Genomic DNA, 18256 nt, shown 5'->3' with positions numbered 1-18256 from the left:
CCTGGAACGGAGGCATTCAGATCAGTGGGACGTGCGGCCCCTTTCAATCCTCACCCGTGAGGGGGAGGAGGCACGCCGCTAGTGGGTCGCCGTTCCTCCTCCTCCGCCAGCCTGCGGCTGACACCCTCCTCTGGCGGGGGAGGATTGAAGTGTCGCTCCGTCTCAAGATCACCCATCTCTCTCCGACGCGATCAAGCCGTCTGCGAATGCAATCCGCTCGGCCGGGCGATCTCGCACAGCACTTCGCCGGCGTGCGTCTCGTCGCCGCTGTCGGCCAAGTCGGTGATCGAGACCACGCCGACCAGCCGTTTGTTGCGGTCGAGCACGGGGAGGCGTCGGACCTGGATCTGCGCCATGTTGTTGAGCACATCCTCGATGTCGTCATCCTCGAAGCAATAGAGGATCTCGGGGCTCATCACCTCGCGGACCTTTGCGCTGGGCTGGCATCCGCGCGCGACGCCGCGGATCGCGATGTCGCGGTCGGTGACGATCCCGACCAGCCGGTCGTTCTCGCCGACCGGCAAGATGCCGGCGTCGATGTCCGCCATCGTGCGCGCGGCCTGCTCGAGCGTCTGGTCGGGATCGACGATCCGCACCTCGCGCGTCATGCATTCGTTCACCTTCATGATCATCCTCCTCCTGGATCGGATTGGGCGGCGTCGATTCCTTTCGGGAGGCGCCGACGCGCATCTGGGCTACGGACGCGGAGCGCCGAGGTTCCCGGCGACGTGACGGAACGGTGGCGGGTCTGGATCAGCCGAGCGCGCCGGTCGGCTGGGTTGCCCAGAGCATATAAAGATATCTTTATATTTGATTCCGGGCGGTGCTGCGGCTAGGGCAGCGGCATTCATTCATTCGGAGATTGCCCGTGGCCACCGCTCTTGCCGCCGACACGAACGACTACGTCATCAAGGATATCGCGCTCGCCGATTTCGGCCGCAAGGAGATCGAGATCGCCGAGACCGAGATGCCCGGCCTGATGGCGCTCAGAGCCGAATATGGCGCGTCGAAGCCGCTCAAGGGCGCGCGCATCACCGGATCGCTGCACATGACGATCCAGACCGCGGTGCTGATCGAGACGCTGACCGCGCTCGGCGCCGACGTGCGCTGGGCGTCGTGCAACATCTTCTCGACGCAGGACCACGCCGCCGCCGCCATCGCCGCCTCGGGCGTGCCGGTGTTCGCGGTGAAGGGCGAGACGCTCGAGGAATATTGGGATTACGTCATCCGCATCTTCGACTGGGGGACCGATCAGACCGCCAACATGATCCTCGACGACGGCGGCGACGCCACCATGTTCGCGCTGTGGGGCGCGCGCGTCGAGGCGGGCGAGGCGCTGTTCACGCCGACCAACGAGGAGGAGGAGATCTTCGTCGCGACGCTGAAGCGCTTCCTCGCCGAGCGGCCGGGCTACCTCACCAGGACCGTCGAGACGATCAAGGGCGTCTCCGAGGAGACCACCACCGGCGTCCATCGCCTCTACGAGCTCGCCAAGAGCGGCAAGCTTCCCTTCCCGGCGATCAACGTCAACGACAGCGTCACCAAGTCGAAGTTCGACAACCTCTACGGCTGCAAGGAATCGCTGGTCGATGCGATCCGCCGCGGCACCGACGTGATGCTGGCGGGCAAGGTCGCCGCGGTCGCCGGCTTCGGCGACGTCGGCAAGGGCTCGGCCGCGTCGCTGCGCAACGGCGGCGCGCGCGTGCTGGTGACCGAGATCGACCCGATCTGCGCGCTGCAGGCGGCGATGGAGGGCTATGAGGTCGTGACGATGGAGGAGGCGGCCAAGCGCGCCGACATCTTCGTCACCGCCACCGGCAACGCCGACGTCATCACGCTCGACCACATGCGCGAGATGAAGAACATGGCGATCGTGTGCAACATCGGCCACTTCGACAGCGAGATCCAGATCGCGGCGCTCAGCAACTACAAGTGGACCGAGATCAAGCCGCAGGTCGACGAGGTCGAGTTCCCCGACGGCAAGAAGATCATCGTGCTGTCGAAGGGGCGGCTGGTGAACCTGGGCAATGCGACGGGGCATCCGTCGTTCGTGATGAGCTCAAGCTTCACCAATCAGGTGCTCGCGCAGATCGAGCTGTGGACCGGCGCCGACAAGTACAAGAACGAAGTGTATGTCCTGCCGAAGCACCTCGACGAGAAGGTGGCGGCGCTGCACCTCGAGAAGCTGGGCGTGAAGCTGTCGAAGCTCACCGAGAAGCAGGCGGCCTACATCGGCGTGCCGGTGGAGGGGCCGTTCAAGCCGGATCACTATCGCTATTGATCTCAAGTCGGCCGTAACCTTCTGTTAATCAAGACACCGTGTCCGGCGCCTCTGCCGGGCACGGTGTTGTTTTTTGGTCACTGTTCGTTGCATTTTTCTTAGATGGGTTGAGAACTGCCAGCGCCGGGCGCAGGAATGGCCTCAGAGACAAAATCTAGTCACATCTCAGGGGGTTCCATGTCCAAAATTCGCAATGTCCATCGGGTGCTCGCCGCTACCGCCTCCGTCATCGCGGTTGCGCTCGCCACGCCAACCCTGGCGCAGACCGCCTCGCCCGGACAGAGCAGCGACAATGTACCACCTCCGACAGTGCCGGCTGCGCAAGAACCGGAGGATCAGGGGCAGGAAATCATCGTAACCGGATCGCGTATCCGCCGACCTGACTTCGAGACGCCGAACCCGGTGATCTCGCTCGGTCAGCAGACGCTGCAGGCTTCGGGCACGACCAATCTTACCGACTTCCTGACCGGCTATCCTGCGTTGCAGGGCTCGTCGAATTCAGCCGACAACTCGGGCAGCGGCGCCGGGATCGGCGCGACCGGCCTCAATCTGCTCAATCTGCGCAATCTCGGCACCGAGCGGACGCTGGTGCTTGTTGACGGGCGCCGTCATGTGGCGGCGGTTCCCGGCAGCCAATCAGTCGACATCAACACCATTCCGACCGACCTCGTCGAGCGGGTCGACATCCTGACCGGCGGCGTCTCGGCGATCTACGGCGCCGACGGCGTTTCGGGTGTCGTCAACTTCATCATGAAGAAGAATTTCGAGGGGATCACGGCGCGGGGCCAGGCGGGACTCTCCGATCACGGTGACGCCAGCAAGCGACTGTTCGATATTACCGTGGGCAAGAATTTTGCCGGCGGGCGGGGCAATATTGCGCTGGCGTACGAGTATGCGGAGGAGGACCGGCTCGAAACGCGTGATCGCAAGCGGCTGCGCGGTGCGAACGCCACAGGCTTCTATCTCAACCCGGACGACCCGGAGAACCAAGGCAACTACGACGGCCCGGTCGACAACGGCATTCCGGACTATGTGCCTCTCAACAACATCCGCTATTTCGATACCAATCGCGAGGGCGGCATCGATCTCGATTTCGACGGATTCCCCGATTATATAGTCAACGGCAGCGGTGCCTTGACGCCATTTGATCCAGGTAGCTTCGTCCCTGACTTTTATCAGCGGGGCGGCAATGCGACATTGGTCGGCGACTATGGCAACGATCTGCTCCCCGAGATTAAGCGCCATGTCGTCAACGCAATCGCACACTTCGAGGTGGCGCCGGCCGTCGAGATCTTTGCCGAGGGCAAGTATGCGCGCACCAAGAGCTTCTCGCTCGGGCAGCCGTCGTTCGACTATTATCTCTTGATCCCGGAGGACAATCCGTACATTCCGGATGCTCTCCGGCCGGCGATCGCTGCCGCGGGCAACGGCGGCGTGCTGGTCAACCGCGACAATTTCGATCTTGGCCAGCGCGGCGAGGATATAACGCGCGAGACCTATCGCTTCGTCGGTGGCCTTCGCGGCGACCTGAGCGAGCATGCAAACTACGAAATCTCGTACACTTTCGGCCAGACGGACGTAACCAACCATTATATCGGCGATATTCTCGACGACCGCTTCTACGCGGCGATCGATGCAGTGCGCGACGCCAGCGGCAATATCGTCTGCCGTGCGGCGATCACCCCGGACTACATGCCGGACCAGCCGTTCAATTATACACGCGATATCTTTGCCCCGACGACGTTCAATCCGAGCGCCTGCGTGCCGATGAACATCTTCGGCGAGAACGCGATGAGCGACGCGGCGAAAAATTTCGTTCGCACCGATACAACCGACCGGGCCCGATTGCGGCAGCAGGTGATCTCAGCTTCGCTGTCGGGTGACTTCGGCCAGTTCTTCGAGTTGCCGGGCGGTCCGATCGGCTTCGCGTTGGGCGCCGAGTATCGCAAGGAGGAATCGAGCTTCACCCCCGATCCGATCGCGGCGCAGGGGCTGACCTTCACGAATGCGCTCGCCGTGGACAAGGGCGAATTCGACGTGACCGAGGAATTCGCCGAGTTGAGCGTTCCGGTGCTCAAGGACCGGCCGTTCTTCCACCGGCTGAACTTCGGCGCCGCCATCCGCTTTTCGGATTACTCGACGATCGGCAACACGACCGCGTGGAAGTTCGACGGCACCTGGGCACCGGTGCGGGACATCACCTTTACCGGCACCTACTCCAAGGCCGTGCGCGCTCCCAACATTGGCGAGCTGTTCGGCGGGCGGTCGCAGACTTTCGAGTTCATCACCGACCCCTGCAACACCAACCAGGTGCAGAACGGCACCACCTATCGTGCCGCCAATTGCCAAGCTCTGCTGACCTCGCTGGGTGTCGCCGATCCCGGCACCTATCGCGACCCTCGTTCCACCAACATTTCGGGCATCTCGGTCGGCAATGATAATCTGAGCGAAGAGTCCGCGAAGACCTGGACGGCGGGTGTGATCCTGCAGCCGCGTTTCGTTCCTGGCCTGACCTTGCGTGGCGACTGGTACGACATCCGCATCAAGCAGGCGATCAACCAGGCGACCGCCGAAGAGATCGCTGAACTGTGCGTCGACCAGCCGACGATCGACAATCAATATTGCCCGCTGATCACGCGTCAGAGCGGTACAGCGGGTACCGCCGACGCGGGCAATATCGTCGGATTCACGGTCCAGCCGTTCAATGTCGCGCAGTTCCGCACGTCCGGCCTCGATATCAACCTCAATTATAGCGTGCGCACCAAGTCGATCGGGCGCTTCAACCTGAACGTGATCGCCAATTACTTGGACCGGCTCGAATTCATTCCGACGCCGGGGGCGCCGGTCGACAATGATCGGATGGAAGCGCTGGCTCCAAAGTATACCGTCAACGCCGATCTGACGTGGTCGATGGGCAACGTCACGCTGAATTATGGGCTTACCTGGTTCGACAAGACGCTGCGGGACACGAACCAGTCCTATCAGTCGAATCCGGATCGGTATGCGCCGGAGTATACCTTTCTCAAGGAGCGTTGGCAGCACGACATCTATGCCAGCGTCGACGTCACGGACCGCTTCCAGTTCTACGGCGGCGTCAACAATGTTTTCGGACAGAAGCCCGATATCGGTACCAGCACCTATCCGGTGGACTCGATCGGACGCTATATTTTCTTCGGCGCCCGCGTGAAGATGCCGAAACTCTGATCTCCATCGATCACGTGGAAGGGCGGGGCGCCTCGGCGCTCCGCCCTTTTCCTTTGGCGACGGGAGCGCTTAAGGACAGTCGGATGAAGGCCACGCGATGCGGGGCGGGCGAGGGCTCGTGCCTGCCGACATGATCACGATCTCGACCACCGTCGCCATGATCGCAGGCGCGGTGCTGGCGGTGCTCGTCGTCGGTGCCGCCGTGGCCCTCTACGTCGGTCTCGCGGGGCGGCGCAGCAGCGCGCGCCTGAAGGACCTCGCCCGGCGCGATGCCGCGCTGCTGGCGAGCGGGCCGGCGCAGGCTGCGCTGGTGCGCGCGGACGGGCGGATCGAGCTGCCGCAGCGCGTCGCCGACTGGCTCGGGCTGGAGACGGCGCCCAAGTACCTCACCGATCTGTCGGCCGCCGATACCGGCCTCGATCCGGCCGACGCCGAGATCCTCGCCGCCGAGGTGGCCGCCGCGGCCAAGGCGGGGCGGCCGTTCCGGCTTTCCCTCGCGACGCGCGGGTCGGCGCGCAAGCTCATCGTCAGCGGCGCGCGCGCGCCCGAGGCGGCGTTGGCGCCGGGCGGCGTGGTGCTGTGGTTCTTCGACGCCACCGAGAGCGAGGAAGAGATCGCACGGCTCGCGCAGGAGAGCGAGCGGCTCCACGGCGCCTTCGATGCGCTCGCGGGCCTGATCGAGGCCGCGCCGATGCCGATGTGGTATCGCGACCGCAACCTCGCGCTCACGATGGTCAACACCGCCTATGTGCGCGCGGTGGAGGGCGAGGATGCGCGCGACGTGATCGACCGCGGGCTCGAGCTGGTCGAGGGGGACACCATCGGCGGGCCGCTCGCCAATGCCGCGATCGCGCGCGATACCAGGGAGCCGCAGGTGGCGGCGGTGCCGGCGACGATCGGCGGCGCGCGGCGGATGCTGCGCATTCACGACGTGCCGCTGCCGTCGGGCGGCGTGGCGGGCTTCGCGGTCGACATCGAGGAGCTGGAGCAGGCGCGCGGGGGCATCAAACGCTTCGCCGATGCGCAGCGGGCGATGCTCGACCGGCTCTCGGCCGGCGTGGCGCAGTTCGGGCCGGACCGGGGACTCAGCTTCTGCAACCAGCCGTTCCGCCGCATCTTCGCGATGCGCGAGGAATGGGTAAAGGATCGGCCCGAGTTCGAGCGCGTGCTCGAACGGATGCGCGAGGCGGGGCGGCTGCCCGAGGTGCGAGACTTCCCTGGCTGGAAGGCCGAGCGGCGCGACTGGTTCCTGAGCGCCAACCAAGAGGCGATCGAGGAACCATGGCACCTGCCGGGCGGCACGCACCTGCGCGTGGTGGCGCAACCGCTGCCCGACGGCGGGCTGCTGCTGATCTTCGAGGACCGCACCGAGCAGGTCCAGTTGGCGAGTGCGCGCGACACGCTGCTGCGTGTCCGGACCGCGACCTTCGACAATCTGTTCGAGGCGCTGGGGGTGTTCGCCTCCGACGGGCGGCTGCAGATCTGGAACCAGAAGTTCCGGCTGCTGTGGGGTTTCGAGGAGTCGTTGCTCAACAAGCACCCCCGCGTCGACGAGCTGGCGAAGCGCGCGAGCGAGAAGCTGGAGAATCCAGCCCGTGCGACGCTGATCGGCGAGCTGGTGCGCTCCGCCACCGCCGAGCGGCAGCAGCGCGGCGGGCGCGTGAGCTTCGCCGACGGACGGCACTTCGAGTTCGCGGCGGTGCCGCTGCCCGACGGCAACGCGCTGCTGACGATGCTCGACATCACCGACAGCCGCCGGATCGAGCGCGCGCTCACCGACCGCAACGAGGCGCTGGAGGAGGCGGACCGGGTCAAGACCCAATTCGTCGCCAACATGAGCTACGAGCTGCGCACGCCGCTCACCTCGATCAAGGGGTTCGCCGAGCTGCTCCATGGCGGCTATGCCGGCGAACTCAGCGAGAACGGCACCGGCTATGTCCAGGCGATCCTCGAATCGGTCGAGCGGCTGTCCGCGCTGGTCGACGACGTGCTCGACCTGACGCAGGACCCGAAGGCCGGCGAGCGGGTGACGGTCGACCTGGAGCTCACCGCTAATGCCGCGGCCGAGACGGTGGCGGCGTCGGCGCGGGCGAAGCGGATCGGACTTGCGCTCGACGTGCTGGGATCGGCGGGCAGCGTCACCGGCGATCCCGAGCGGTTGCGTCAGACGATCGAGCATCTGCTGCACCATGCCATCTCGTGCACGCACGAGGGCGGACGGGTGCTGCTGCATCTCGACGGTGATGAGGACAGGGCGCGGATCGTGGTGTCGGACGATGGGCCCGGCATGGACAAGGCGGCGGTCGCACGCGCGTTCGACCGCTTCGCCCGGCCGGGAATCACGCAGAGCGGGGAGCGGGCGCTGGGGCTGGGGCTGCCGCTCGCCAAGCAGTTCGTCGAGGCGCATGGCGGGACGATCTCGCTGATCAGCGAGCCGGGGGAGGGTACGCTGGTCACCGTGGAGCTGCCGCGGTGAGGGGTATCGCGATCCCGAGCTCCTCCCAGGCACCGGGAGGGCGCGCGCGCGACGCAGTCGCGTGGTGGAGGGGCCGTACTCCGCCAGCCCCTCCACCACTCGCTTTGCGAGCGGTCCCCCTCCCCGTGCCGGGGAGGAGCTTTTGATCCTCGCCTCTCTCGAATCGAGCGAGGCATTGGGACGTGCCCTCGCCAGCGTCGTGCGGCCCGGCGACGTGATCGCATTGTCGGGCCCGCTCGGCGCGGGCAAGACCAGCATCGCGCGGGGGCTGCTTGCCGGACTCGGACTGCAGGGCGAGGCGCCGTCGCCGAGCTTTGCGATCGTACAGCCTTATGACCCGCCGGAGGTCCCCTTTCCGGTGCTGCACGTCGATCTCTACCGCATCGAGGATCCGGGCGAGGCCGGGGAGCTCGGGTTCGACGAGGCGCGCACGGATTCGCTGCTGATCGTCGAGTGGCCCGAGCGGCTGGGGACGAGCGCATGGGACGATGCCTTGTGGCTGACGCTCTCCGTCGCAGTGGACGGCACGCGCGTCTTGACAGCGAAAGTGCCTGCGGCATGGAAGGGACGATGGCCGCCGCCGACATGAACCCGCCCGCCGCGGCCCCGGATTTCCTCGCACGCGCGGGATGGGGCGACGCCGAACTGCTGCCGCTCGCCGGGGACGCTTCGTTCCGCCGCTATTTCCGCGCGGTGGCGCCCGGGCGCAGCGCCGTGCTGATGGACGCGCCACCGCCGCACGAGGACCCGCGGCCGTTCATCAACGTTGCCGAATGGTTGAGCGTGCGCGGCTTCGCGGCCCCGGAGATCTATGCGCGCGACCTTGACCGGGGCCTGGTGCTGCTCGAGGACTTCGGCGACGCGCGGATGCGCGAGACCGCCGACGCCGCGCCCGAGAGCGAGCTCCGGCTCTACGAGCAGGCGGTGGACCTGCTGATCGCGCTTGCCGGACACGGCGCCGCGGAGCTGTCGCCCTATGACGAGGCGGTGCTGCATCGCGAGGTGGGGCTGCTGACCGAATGGTATTGCCTGGCGGTCGGTATCGAGGCGGATGCGGAAGGCTATCATGCGGCGTGGGACGAGGTGTTCCACCTCGCGCTCGGCGGGCCCAAGGTGACGGTGCTGCGCGACTATCATGCCGAGAACATCATGCTGATCGAGCATGGGCCGCGCAAAGGCTTCATGGGGTTGCTCGATTTCCAGGATGCGCTGGCGGGGCATCCGGCTTACGACCTCGTTTCGCTGCTGCAGGACGCCCGGCGCGACGTGCATCCGGCGCTGGAGAAGGCGCTGCTCGACCGCTACCTGCGTACCACCGGCGCCGGGCAGAACTTCGTCGACGCCTATCATGTGCTCGGCGCGCAGCGGAATGCAAAGATCGTCGGCATCTTCACGCGGCTGTGGCAGCGCGACGGCAAGCCGCGCTATCCCGGCCTCTGCCCGCGCGTGTGGGGCTATCTCAACCGCGACCTCGAGCAGCCGGTGCTGGCGCCGGTGCGGGCGTGGTTCGACGCGAACATTCCCGCCGAGATGCGGGGCGATCCGATCGTGGTGGGCGGGCATCTATGAGCAACGCGCGCACGCTGGCGCTGAGACCCGATCCGGGCGGCCATGTGCCGGAGACGGCGATGGTGATGGCGGCGGGGCTCGGCAAGCGGATGCGGCCGCTCACCGCGACGCGGCCCAAGCCGCTGGTCGAGGTGGCGGGCAAGCCGCTGATCGACCATGTCTTCGACCGGCTGCGCTCGGCAGGGGTCAGGCGCGCGGTGGTCAACGTTCATTATCTCGCCGACGCGCTGGAGGCGCACCTCAAGGCACGGGCGAAGGATATCGAGGTCGTCATCTCCGACGAGCGCGGCCAACTCTTGGAGACGGGCGGCGGGCTGGTGAAGGCCAGGCCGCTGCTGGGCGACGGGCCGATCCTGGTGGTCAACGCCGACAGCCTGTGGATCGACGGGCCGACCGATGCGATCCGCGCGCTCGCCGCCGCGTGGGACGACGAGCGGATGGATGCGTTGCTGCTGATGGTGCCCTATGCGCGTGCGCACGGCTACCGGGCGCAGGGGGATTTCCACCTCGACGCGCTCGGCCGCATCACCGGGCGGCGCAAGCGCGGGCGGGTGGCGCCGTTCGTCTATGTCGGCGTGCAGATGCTGCATCCGCGCATCATCGCCGACGCACCCGAGGGGCCGTTCTCGACCAATGTGTTCTGGCAGCGGGCGATCGAGGCCGGGCGCGCCTGGGGGCTGGTGCACCAGGGGCTGTGGTTCGAGATCGGCGAGCCGGCGGCGATCGGCGAGGCGGAGGCGATCCTGGCCCATGGCTGAGGCGGCTGCCCGGCGCCTCAATCTCTACACGATCCCGCCTCACCGTGCCTTCGCCGACGCGCTGGCGGCCGGGCTGATCCGGCGCTTCGGCGGCGAGCCGACCGGACTTGCGCGCGGCATCGTGCTGGTGCCGACCAACCGGTCGAAGCGGGCGATTACCGACGCCTTCGTGCGGGCGAGCGGGAGCGGGCTCCTGCTGCCGCGGCTGGTCGCGATCGGCGATCCCGAGATCGACGAGGCGGTGGGGCCGCTGTTTGATCCCGCCGATGCCGAGGAGCCGGTGCCGCCCGCGGTGGCGCCGATGACGCGGCGGATGATCCTGGCGCGGCTGGTGCAGGAGGCTGACCCGACGATCGACAGCGCCGAGGCGGTGCGACTGGCGGGCGACCTCGCGCGGACGCTCGATCAGCTGCTGGTGGAGGAGGTGCCGCCCGGGCGCCTACGCGAGATCAGCCTGTTCGAGCCGCTCAGCGTGCATTGGGAGCGGGCGCTGGCGACCTTCGCGGTGGTGCTCGACCGCTGGCCGGCCGAGCTGGCGCGGCTCGGGCGGATCGAGCTGGCCGAGCGGCGGGGGCGGCTGCTCGATCGGGTGGCGAAGACGTGGCGCGGGACGCCGCCGGCTGGGTTCGTGTGCGCGGCGGGCGTGACCTCCGCCGCGCCGGCGATCGCGCGCGTGCTGCGCAGCGTTGCGGCGCTGCCGCTGGGCATGGTGGTACTGCCGGGGCTGGACCTGGCAATGGACGAGGAGGGCTGGGAAGCGCTGGGGCCGTTCGCGCCCGATCCCATCACCGGCCGCCGGCCGCGCGCGGAGGAGACGCATCCGCAATATCACCTCAAGCTGCTGCTCGAGCGGATGGGCGTGCGGCGGGGCGAGTTCCGGACATGGCAGGCGGCGAGCGAGGTCGACGCGCCGCCGGCCCGCAGCCGGGCGATCACGACGGCGCTGGCGCCGGCGGAGCTGACGCACCGCTGGATCGGGTTGAAGCCGGGGGAGCGCAACCTCGGCGGCGTCAGCGCGCTGGAGGTGGCGACGCCGGCGGAGGAGGCGCAGGCGATCGCGCTCAAGCTGCGCGAGGCGCTGGAGACGCCGGGACGGACGGCGGCGTTGGTGACGCCGGATCGGGGCCTAGCGCGGCGCGTGGCGGCGCATTGCGCACGCTGGGGCGTCGCGGTCGACGATTCGGCGGGACGGCCGCTCTCGCAGACGCCGCCGGGGACCTTGCTGCTCGCGATCGCCGAGGCGGGGACGCAACGCTTCGCACCGGTGCCGCTGCTGGCGCTGCTCAAGCATCCGCTGGTGCGCAGCGGCGAGGCGCGCGCGGCGTGGCTAGAGGGAGCGAGGGCGGTCGACCGGGCGCTGCGCGGTCCGCGGCCGGCCGTGGGATTGGACGGGCTCGACCGGCATCTCGGCGAGGCCGGCGGGCTGGCGGCAAGCTGGTGGACGGAGGTGCGGTCGTCGCTGGAGGGGATCGAGGCGACCTTTGGCGAACGGGCACAGTCGCTGCCGGACCTGCTCGGCTGCCTCCGCGAGGCGGCGACGGCGCTGGCGGGCGATGCGGTCTGGTCGCGCGCCGAGGGGCGGGCGGCGGCGGAGTTGCTCGCCGAGCTGGAGGAGCGTGCGGCGCTCGGGCCGCCCGTGGTCGAGCCGGCGGCGCTCGCCGCTCTGCTGCGCGCGCTGATGGACGAGGTGGCGGTGCGGCCGCCGCAGGGCGGGCATCCGCGGCTGGCCATCTACGGCCTGCTCGAGGCGCGGTTGCAGGCGGCGGACCTGATGATCCTGGGCGGGCTCAACGAAGGTGTGTGGCCGGGACGGCCGGCGCCCGATCCGTGGCTGGCGCCGCGCATCCGTGCGGAGCTCGGGCTGCCGGGGCTGGAGGCGCGGATCGGCCTCACCGCGCACGACTTCGCGATGGGGCTCGGCGCGCCCGAGGTGCTGCTGACCCGCGCGCGGCGCGATGCCAAGTCGCCGACGATCGCCTCACGCTTCTGGCTGCGGCTCCAGGCGCTGGCCGGCGAAGGGTGGGCGGCGGCCGAGGAACTCGCCGGCTGGGCGCGCGCGCTCGACGATCCGGGCAGCTTCGCACCGAGCCCACGGCCCGAGCCGGCGCCGCCGGCGGCGATCCGACCGAAGCGGATCTCGGTGACCGAGGTCGACCGGCTCAAGGCCGATCCCTACGCCTTCTATGCGCGGCGGATGCTGCGGCTGATGCCGTTGGAGCCGGTCGATGCCGACGCCACCGCTGCGTGGCGAGGAACCGAGGTCCATGCGGTGCTGCGCGCCTGGGCCGAGGAGGACGATTGCGCGCCCGAGAAGCTGCGCCCGCGCGCGGAGGCGATGCTGACGGGTGCGCACCCGCTGATGCGGGCGCTGTGGGCGCCGCGGCTCTACGAGGCGGTCGACTGGATCGCCGGCCGGATCGCGGCGATGATGGCGGACGGGCGGCGGGTGATCGCGGTCGAGCGCCAGGGGGCGATCGATATCGCTGGGGTCGAGCTGCGCGGCACCTTCGATCGGCTCGACCGGATGCCGGACGGGACGCTCGGCATCGTCGATTACAAGACCGGCAAGGCACCCTCCGTCGCGACGGTGAAGGCGGGGTTCAGCCTGCAGCTGGGGCTGCTCGGGCTGATCGCGGAAGAACGCGGGTTCGAGGGGATCGAAGGGCGCGCGGGCGTCTTCGAATATTGGTCGCTGGCGAAGGACCGCGGGGCGTTCGGCAAGATCAGCTCGCCGGTCGATCCGACGGGCGCGCGGGACAAGCTCCGCACCGACGAGTTCGTGAGCGTGGCGCGTGGGCATTTCGTCGAGGCGGCGGGACGGTGGCTGACCGGGGAGGAGCCGTTCACCGCGAAGCTCCGGCCGGAGTTCGCCCCCTATACGGATTACGACCAGCTCATGCGGCGGGACGAGTGGTATGGGCGGGAATAGGCTCGATATCTCCATTCGCCCTGAGCTTGTCGAAGGGCGGGCTCGCGGTCGAGGGGCGGGCTTCGACGGGCTCAGCCCGAACGGATTTTTGGAGGGTCGCCTTGGTTGAAGGCCCCCTCCCGCCGCTCAAGGGCAACCAACGTGCCGCCAGCGACCCGCGGGCGCATGTGTGGCTGTCCGCCTCTGCGGGGACCGGAAAGACCCAGGTGCTGGCGGCGCGCGTCTATCGGCTGCTGCTGCGCGGGGTCGATCCCTCCGCGATCCTGTGCCTCACCTTCACCAAGGCCGGCGCCGCGGAGATGGCGGGGCGGATCGGGGCGCGGCTTGCCGCCTGGGTGCGGATGCCCGACGCCGACCTGGCGCGCGATCTGGAGGCGCTGGGCGAAAGCGGCGATCCGGCGACTCGCGAGCGGGCGCGCAAGCTGTTCGCGCGGGTGCTCGATGCGACGGGGGGCGGTATCCGCATCCAGACCATCCACAGCTTCTGCCAGTCGCTGCTCGCCGCCTTTCCTGTCGAGGCGGGGCTCGCGGCGGGATTTCGCCCGCTCGAGGCACGCGAGGAGGCGGTGCTGGCGCGCGAGACGCTCGCCGAGGTGCTGGCCGAGGAGGAGCGGAATGGTCGGCGCCGGCTGGTCGAGGCGGTGGGAGCGCTGAGCCTGAGACTCGGCGAGGGGGATGCGGAGAAGTTCCTGCTCGCCTGCGCGCGCGCGCCGGAAGCGATGGCGGCGCTGCCGAGCGGGGTGCAGCCGTTCCTGAGGCGCGCGCTCGACCTGCCCGAGGGCGATATCGCCGCGGAGGTGGAGCGGTGCTGCGCGGCGTTCGATTGCGATTCCCTGCGCGCGCTGGTCGAGCACAACCGCGCCTGGGGAACGCCGCGGGGAATGACGCGGGTCGAGCTGGTCGAGCGCTGGATCGGAGCCGATGCCGCCGGCCGGGCGGAGGGGCTGCGCGAGCTGGCCGGTGCTTTTTCCACCGCCAAGGGCTGGGCTCCGCAGATCGTCGGCTATGCCGCGCTCGCGGAGGGATTACGTGGCGATTGTGCCCGGCTGCTGGGATTGCTCGACCGCGCCGCCTATGCCGATCTGCTTGCCGGCGGGCTGGAGGCGGGGCGGGCCTATGCCGACGCCTATCTCCGTGCCAAGCGGCAGCGGGGGGCGGTCGATTTCGACGACCTGATCCGGGCGACGGTCGCGCTGCTGCAGCGGCCGGGCATGGGCGACTGGGTGCGCTACAAGCTCGACCAGGCGACCGACCATATCCTGATCGACGAGGCGCAGGACACCAATCCGGAGCAATGGGCGATCGTGCGCGCGCTGGCCGACGAGTTCTTCGCGGGCGAAGGGGCGCGGGCGGGGGTGCAGCGCACGCTGTTCACGGTCGGCGACTACAAGCAGGCGATCTTCGGCTTCCAGGGAACCAGCCCGATCTATTTTCGGGCGGCGCATCACTATTTCGATCGGGAATCGAAGGTAGCGCCCGAGTTCGATGCCGATGCGCGGCGGCTCGACACATTGTCCTTGAGCCACAGCTTCCGCTCGACGCGGCCGGTGCTGGAGTTCGTCGACGCCGCGATCGACGCGCTGCCGCCGCCCGGTATGGGAACCGAGGTCGACGGCGGCCATGCGAGCGAGGTGGCAGGGCCGGGCCGCGTGACCTTGTGGGCGCCGACCGAAGCCGGCGGCGAGGACGATGACGAGGAGGGCTGGATCGACGACGCCACCCGCAAACATGCCGGGCGGATCGCGCGGGCGGTGAAGTCTTGGGTGGGCAAGCTGCGGCTCGACAGCAAAGGCAGGGTACTGCGGCCCGAGGACGTGATGATCCTGGTCAGGAGCCGCGGCGAGCTCGCCTCGCTGATCGTCGCGCGGCTCTATGCCGAAGGCGTGCCGGTGGCGGGTGTCGACCGGTTGCGGCTGACGGCGCCGCTGGCCGTCCAGGACCTGCTCGCGGCAGTGCGTTTCGCGTTGCAGTCGGATGACGACCTCAGCCTCGCCAGCCTGCTGGTCTCGCCGCTGATCGGCTGGAGCCAAGACGAATTGTCGACGGCAGCGCTGCGCGAGCGGGGGAGCCTGTGGCGGCACCTGCGTGCGACGCAGGGCGAGGATCGGTTGGCGCCGCTGACGGCGATCCTCAACCGCGCGGACTTCACCACGCCCCATCGTTTCCTGGAGGAGCTGCTGTCAGGGCCGCTCGACGGGCGACGCAAGCTGCTCCGACGCTTGGGCGAGGAGGCGCGCGATCCGATCGAGGAGCTGCTCAACGCGGCGCTGGCGTTCGAGGGTACGGCGACACCGTCGCTGCAGCGCTTCCTCGACTGGTTCGATCGCGGCGAGGTGGAGATCGTGCGCGATCCCTCGCAGCCGCTCGACGCCGTGCGGGTGATGACCGCGCATGGCGCCAAGGGGTTGCAGGCGCCGCTGGTGATCCTGGCCGATGCCGCCGCCGATCCGGGGGATTCGCCGCGTTCGCTGGTCAAATGGGCGCCGGAGGGGTTCGACCATGCGCTGCCGATCTTCCGGCCACGCAAGGAGGAGCGCCCGGGCAGCCCCCTGGAACCGGTACTGGATCGGGTCGATGCCGACGAGCTGGCGGAGCATTGGCGGCTGTTCTACGTCGCGGCGACGCGGGCGGAGGAGCAGCTCGTCGTCGCGGGTGCGTTGAGTCCGCGCAGGAAGGGGCAGGCGCCGGCGAACAGCTGGTACGCGGCGACGGCGCGTGCGCTCGATGCGCTCGGGGTAGCGGAAGCGGCGGGCGAGCGGGTGTTCGACGGGATCGAACCTCAGCCGCCGATCGGGGATCGAGGAGCAGCTGCCGAGAGCGTGGAGGTGGTGGCGGCGCTGCCCGCCTGGACCCGGCGGCCGGCACCGGAGGAAGCGCGCCCGCCGCGGCCGCTGGCGCCGTCCGCGATCGGCGACGACGTGGTGGCGGACCCGCCGCCGACGTCGGCGACGCGCGCCGCCGCCGAGCGCGGGCGTTTGCTTCATGCGCTGTTCGAGCGGCTGCCGGCGGTCGCGCCGGGCGGTCGCGCCGCGGCGGCGGAGCGGTGGCTCCTGCGTTCGGGCGGCGTCGAGGACGGCGCGGTGCGGACTGAGATCGCGCGCGCGGCGCTCGCGGTGATCGACGATCCGCGCTTCGCCGAGCTGTTCGGACCGGATTCCCTCGCCGAGGCGCCGATCGCGGCGACGGTCGGCGGATTGGTGGTCGCGGGCACGGTCGACCGGCTGGTGGTGACCGATCGGGCGGTGCGGGTGGCCGATTTCAAGACCGGGCGGCGGGTGCCGGCCTCGGCGGCGGAGATCCCGCTGCATCATCTGAAGCAGATGGCGGCCTATGCGGCGGCGCTGGGAGTGATCTTTCCAGGACACCGGGTGGATGCGGCGCTGCTCTATACCGCCGGGCCGGAGCTGTTCGAGCTGACGCCGCGGCAGCTTGCGGCGCACAAGCCGGAGTTGCCGGCCACGGAGCAAAGCTTGTCCCCGGACGCTTGAGCGCCGCGGGTCCCGCGCATAGATTACGGACCAATCCCCAAGGAGACTTCGGCAATGGCGACCAAGGCGATCACCGACGACAGCTTCCAGAGCGACGTGCTCAACGCGGAGGGCGCGGTGCTGGTCGATTTCTGGGCGGAATGGTGCGGCCCCTGCAAGATGATCGGCCCGAGCCTGGAGGAGCTGTCCGACGAGCTCGGCGAGCAGGTGACGATCACCAAGCTCAACATCGACGAGAATCCCGAGACGCCGGGCAGCTACGGCGTGCGCGGCATCCCGACGATGATCCTGTTCAAGAACGGCCAGCCTGTTGCGACCAAGGTCGGTGCCGAGCCCAAAGGGCGGATCAGGGCCTGGCTCGAGGGCGAGCTGGCGTAAAGTTTTCCCCGTCATCCGGGCGAAAGCCCGGATGACGGCGGAGGATCAAGATTCCGTCTGTCCCGGCTCCAGGCCGCGCGTGTCCGGTCGGAAGCGGGCGTGGCGGGGGAGGCCGTCGCCGGCGCCGGCCCAGGCGATGCGGCTGTCGTAGAAGATGTGGAAGCCCGGCGGCACCCGATCGGGCTCGTCCAGTGTCGCGACGGGGATGTCGATCGTCTCTGGCTGGAAATCCACGCGGATGCTGATCGGAGTGCCGCAGCGGGTGCAGAAGCGGCGTTCGCCGAAATCGGTCGTCCTGATCGTCCCGAGCGCGTCGCCGCCCGACTCGATCACCAGGTCGTCGGCGGGCACGCTGGTGAACACCACCGCCGGCGCACCCGAGATCTGCTGGCAGATGCGGCAATGGCACCAGCCGGTGTCGAACGGTGCGCTCGCCAGCCGGTAGCGTATCGTACCGCAGGAACAGCCGCCTTCCATCGCTCGGCTCCGATATGCGTCAGGCGAGCCATACAACCGCGCCCGGCGCCACAAGGTTCACGCCGGGCGGCGACTTTCCTCAGGTCAGCGGGATCATCACCTGCTCGGCATAGCCGGGCCGCGACTGGAGCCGGCGATACCAATCGGCGACGTGCGGCATCTCCGGCCGCGCGATCGCCAGGTTGAACCAAGTGTAGGCGTAAACGCCCATCGGGATGTCGCCGATCCCGAACTCGGCGCCCGATAGCCACGGCGCCACGGCAAGCTGCGCGTCGACGATCCGCATCAGCCGCGCGGAGGCTTCGGCCGATTGCGCCACGGCGGCCATGTCGCGCTCGCTCTCCGGCCGGCGGATCAGATTGACGAACGCCGGAAGCTGGGCGGGAGCATAGCCGAACTGCCAGTCCATCCAGCGGTCGGCCATGGCGCGCGCCGCCGGATCGGCCGGCCACCACCGCTCGCCGCCGTAGCGCGCGGCGAGGTAGCGGAGGATCGCGTTCGATTCCCACAGCACGACCTCACCGTCCTCGATCGTCGGGATCAGCGCGTTGGGGTTCTTGGCGCGATAGGCGTCGTCCATGCCGAACTGCCCGCCGACGTCGTGGCGGACATAGTCGAGGCCGAGCTCCTCCGCGAGCCACACCACCTTCTTCACATTGTGCGAGTTGAGCCGGCCCCAGATCGTCAGCATGGCGC

General features: G+C 68.9%; 12 protein-coding genes. 9 read left to right on the top strand and 3 right to left on the bottom strand.

All coding sequences use genetic code 11. The features are described from left to right. Positions 1 to 191 precede the first annotated feature (191 nt). The gene (locus ACMGER_RS13010; protein WP_436812559.1) at positions 192 to 626 is read right to left on the bottom strand and encodes a CBS domain-containing protein; all 435 of its coding nucleotides are present in this window, start codon (positions 624 to 626) and stop codon (positions 192 to 194) included. A 242-nt stretch (positions 627 to 868) separates the two neighbouring features. Between ACMGER_RS13010 and ahcY the strand changes: the two genes are divergently transcribed. The 9 genes from ahcY to trxA all read left to right on the top strand — a co-directional run bounded on the left by ahcY (position 869) and on the right by trxA (position 17083). Next, positions 869 to 2281 (top strand): adenosylhomocysteinase, encoded by a 1413-nt coding sequence (gene ahcY / locus ACMGER_RS13005; RefSeq protein ID WP_436812558.1) that lies wholly within the window; start codon positions 869 to 871, stop codon positions 2279 to 2281. A gap of 177 nt (positions 2282 to 2458) precedes the next feature. Further along, positions 2459 to 5485 (top strand): TonB-dependent receptor plug domain-containing protein, encoded by a 3027-nt coding sequence (locus tag ACMGER_RS13000; protein ID WP_436812557.1) that lies wholly within the window; start codon positions 2459 to 2461, stop codon positions 5483 to 5485. Positions 5486 to 5615: 130 nt separating this feature from the next. Continuing rightward, the gene (locus ACMGER_RS12995; RefSeq protein WP_436812879.1) at positions 5616 to 7961 is read left to right on the top strand and encodes a sensor histidine kinase; all 2346 of its coding nucleotides are present in this window, start codon (positions 5616 to 5618) and stop codon (positions 7959 to 7961) included. A gap of 142 nt (positions 7962 to 8103) precedes the next feature. Beyond that, positions 8104 to 8550, top strand: coding sequence for a tRNA (adenosine(37)-N6)-threonylcarbamoyltransferase complex ATPase subunit type 1 TsaE (gene tsaE / locus ACMGER_RS12990; RefSeq protein WP_436812556.1), 447 nt, complete (start codon positions 8104 to 8106; stop codon positions 8548 to 8550). Continuing rightward, positions 8547 to 9530, top strand: a complete 984-nt coding sequence (locus ACMGER_RS12985; protein WP_436812878.1) for an aminoglycoside phosphotransferase family protein — start codon at positions 8547 to 8549, stop codon at positions 9528 to 9530. Before tsaE ends, ACMGER_RS12985 begins: the two co-directional genes overlap by 4 nt. Then, the gene (locus ACMGER_RS12980; RefSeq protein ID WP_436812555.1) at positions 9527 to 10288 is read left to right on the top strand and encodes a nucleotidyltransferase family protein; all 762 of its coding nucleotides are present in this window, start codon (positions 9527 to 9529) and stop codon (positions 10286 to 10288) included. The genes ACMGER_RS12985 and ACMGER_RS12980 overlap by 4 nt, the downstream gene beginning before the upstream one ends. Beyond that, entirely contained in the window at positions 10281 to 13217 is a 2937-nt protein-coding gene (addB, locus tag ACMGER_RS12975; RefSeq protein ID WP_436812554.1) for a double-strand break repair protein AddB, read from the top strand. The genes ACMGER_RS12980 and addB overlap by 8 nt, the downstream gene beginning before the upstream one ends. 101 nt (positions 13218 to 13318) lie before the next feature. Next, on the top strand, positions 13319 to 16705 hold the full coding sequence (gene addA, locus ACMGER_RS12970) for a double-strand break repair helicase AddA (protein ID WP_436812553.1): 3387 nt from the start codon (positions 13319 to 13321) through the stop codon (positions 16703 to 16705). Between the two features lie 54 nt (positions 16706 to 16759). Continuing rightward, on the top strand, positions 16760 to 17083 hold the full coding sequence (trxA, locus tag ACMGER_RS12965) for a thioredoxin TrxA (protein WP_436812552.1): 324 nt from the start codon (positions 16760 to 16762) through the stop codon (positions 17081 to 17083). Positions 17084 to 17128: 45 nt separating this feature from the next. Here trxA and ACMGER_RS12960 read toward each other — a convergent pair whose 3' ends face one another. After that, on the bottom strand, positions 17129 to 17560 hold the full coding sequence (locus ACMGER_RS12960; protein WP_436812551.1) for a GFA family protein: 432 nt from the start codon (positions 17558 to 17560) through the stop codon (positions 17129 to 17131). A 79-nt stretch (positions 17561 to 17639) separates the two neighbouring features. Then, positions 17640 to 18251, bottom strand: coding sequence for a glutathione S-transferase family protein (locus ACMGER_RS12955; RefSeq protein WP_436812550.1), 612 nt, complete (start codon positions 18249 to 18251; stop codon positions 17640 to 17642). Between the last annotated feature and the right edge of the window lie 5 nt (positions 18252 to 18256).

The sequence above is a fragment of the Sphingomonas astragali genome, from assembly GCF_051400615.1.
In the GTDB taxonomy this organism is placed as follows: domain Bacteria; phylum Pseudomonadota; class Alphaproteobacteria; order Sphingomonadales; family Sphingomonadaceae; genus Sphingomonas.
The sequence above is the reverse complement of the archived record's forward strand: the minus strand, read 5'-3'. Positions and strand labels throughout refer to the sequence as shown.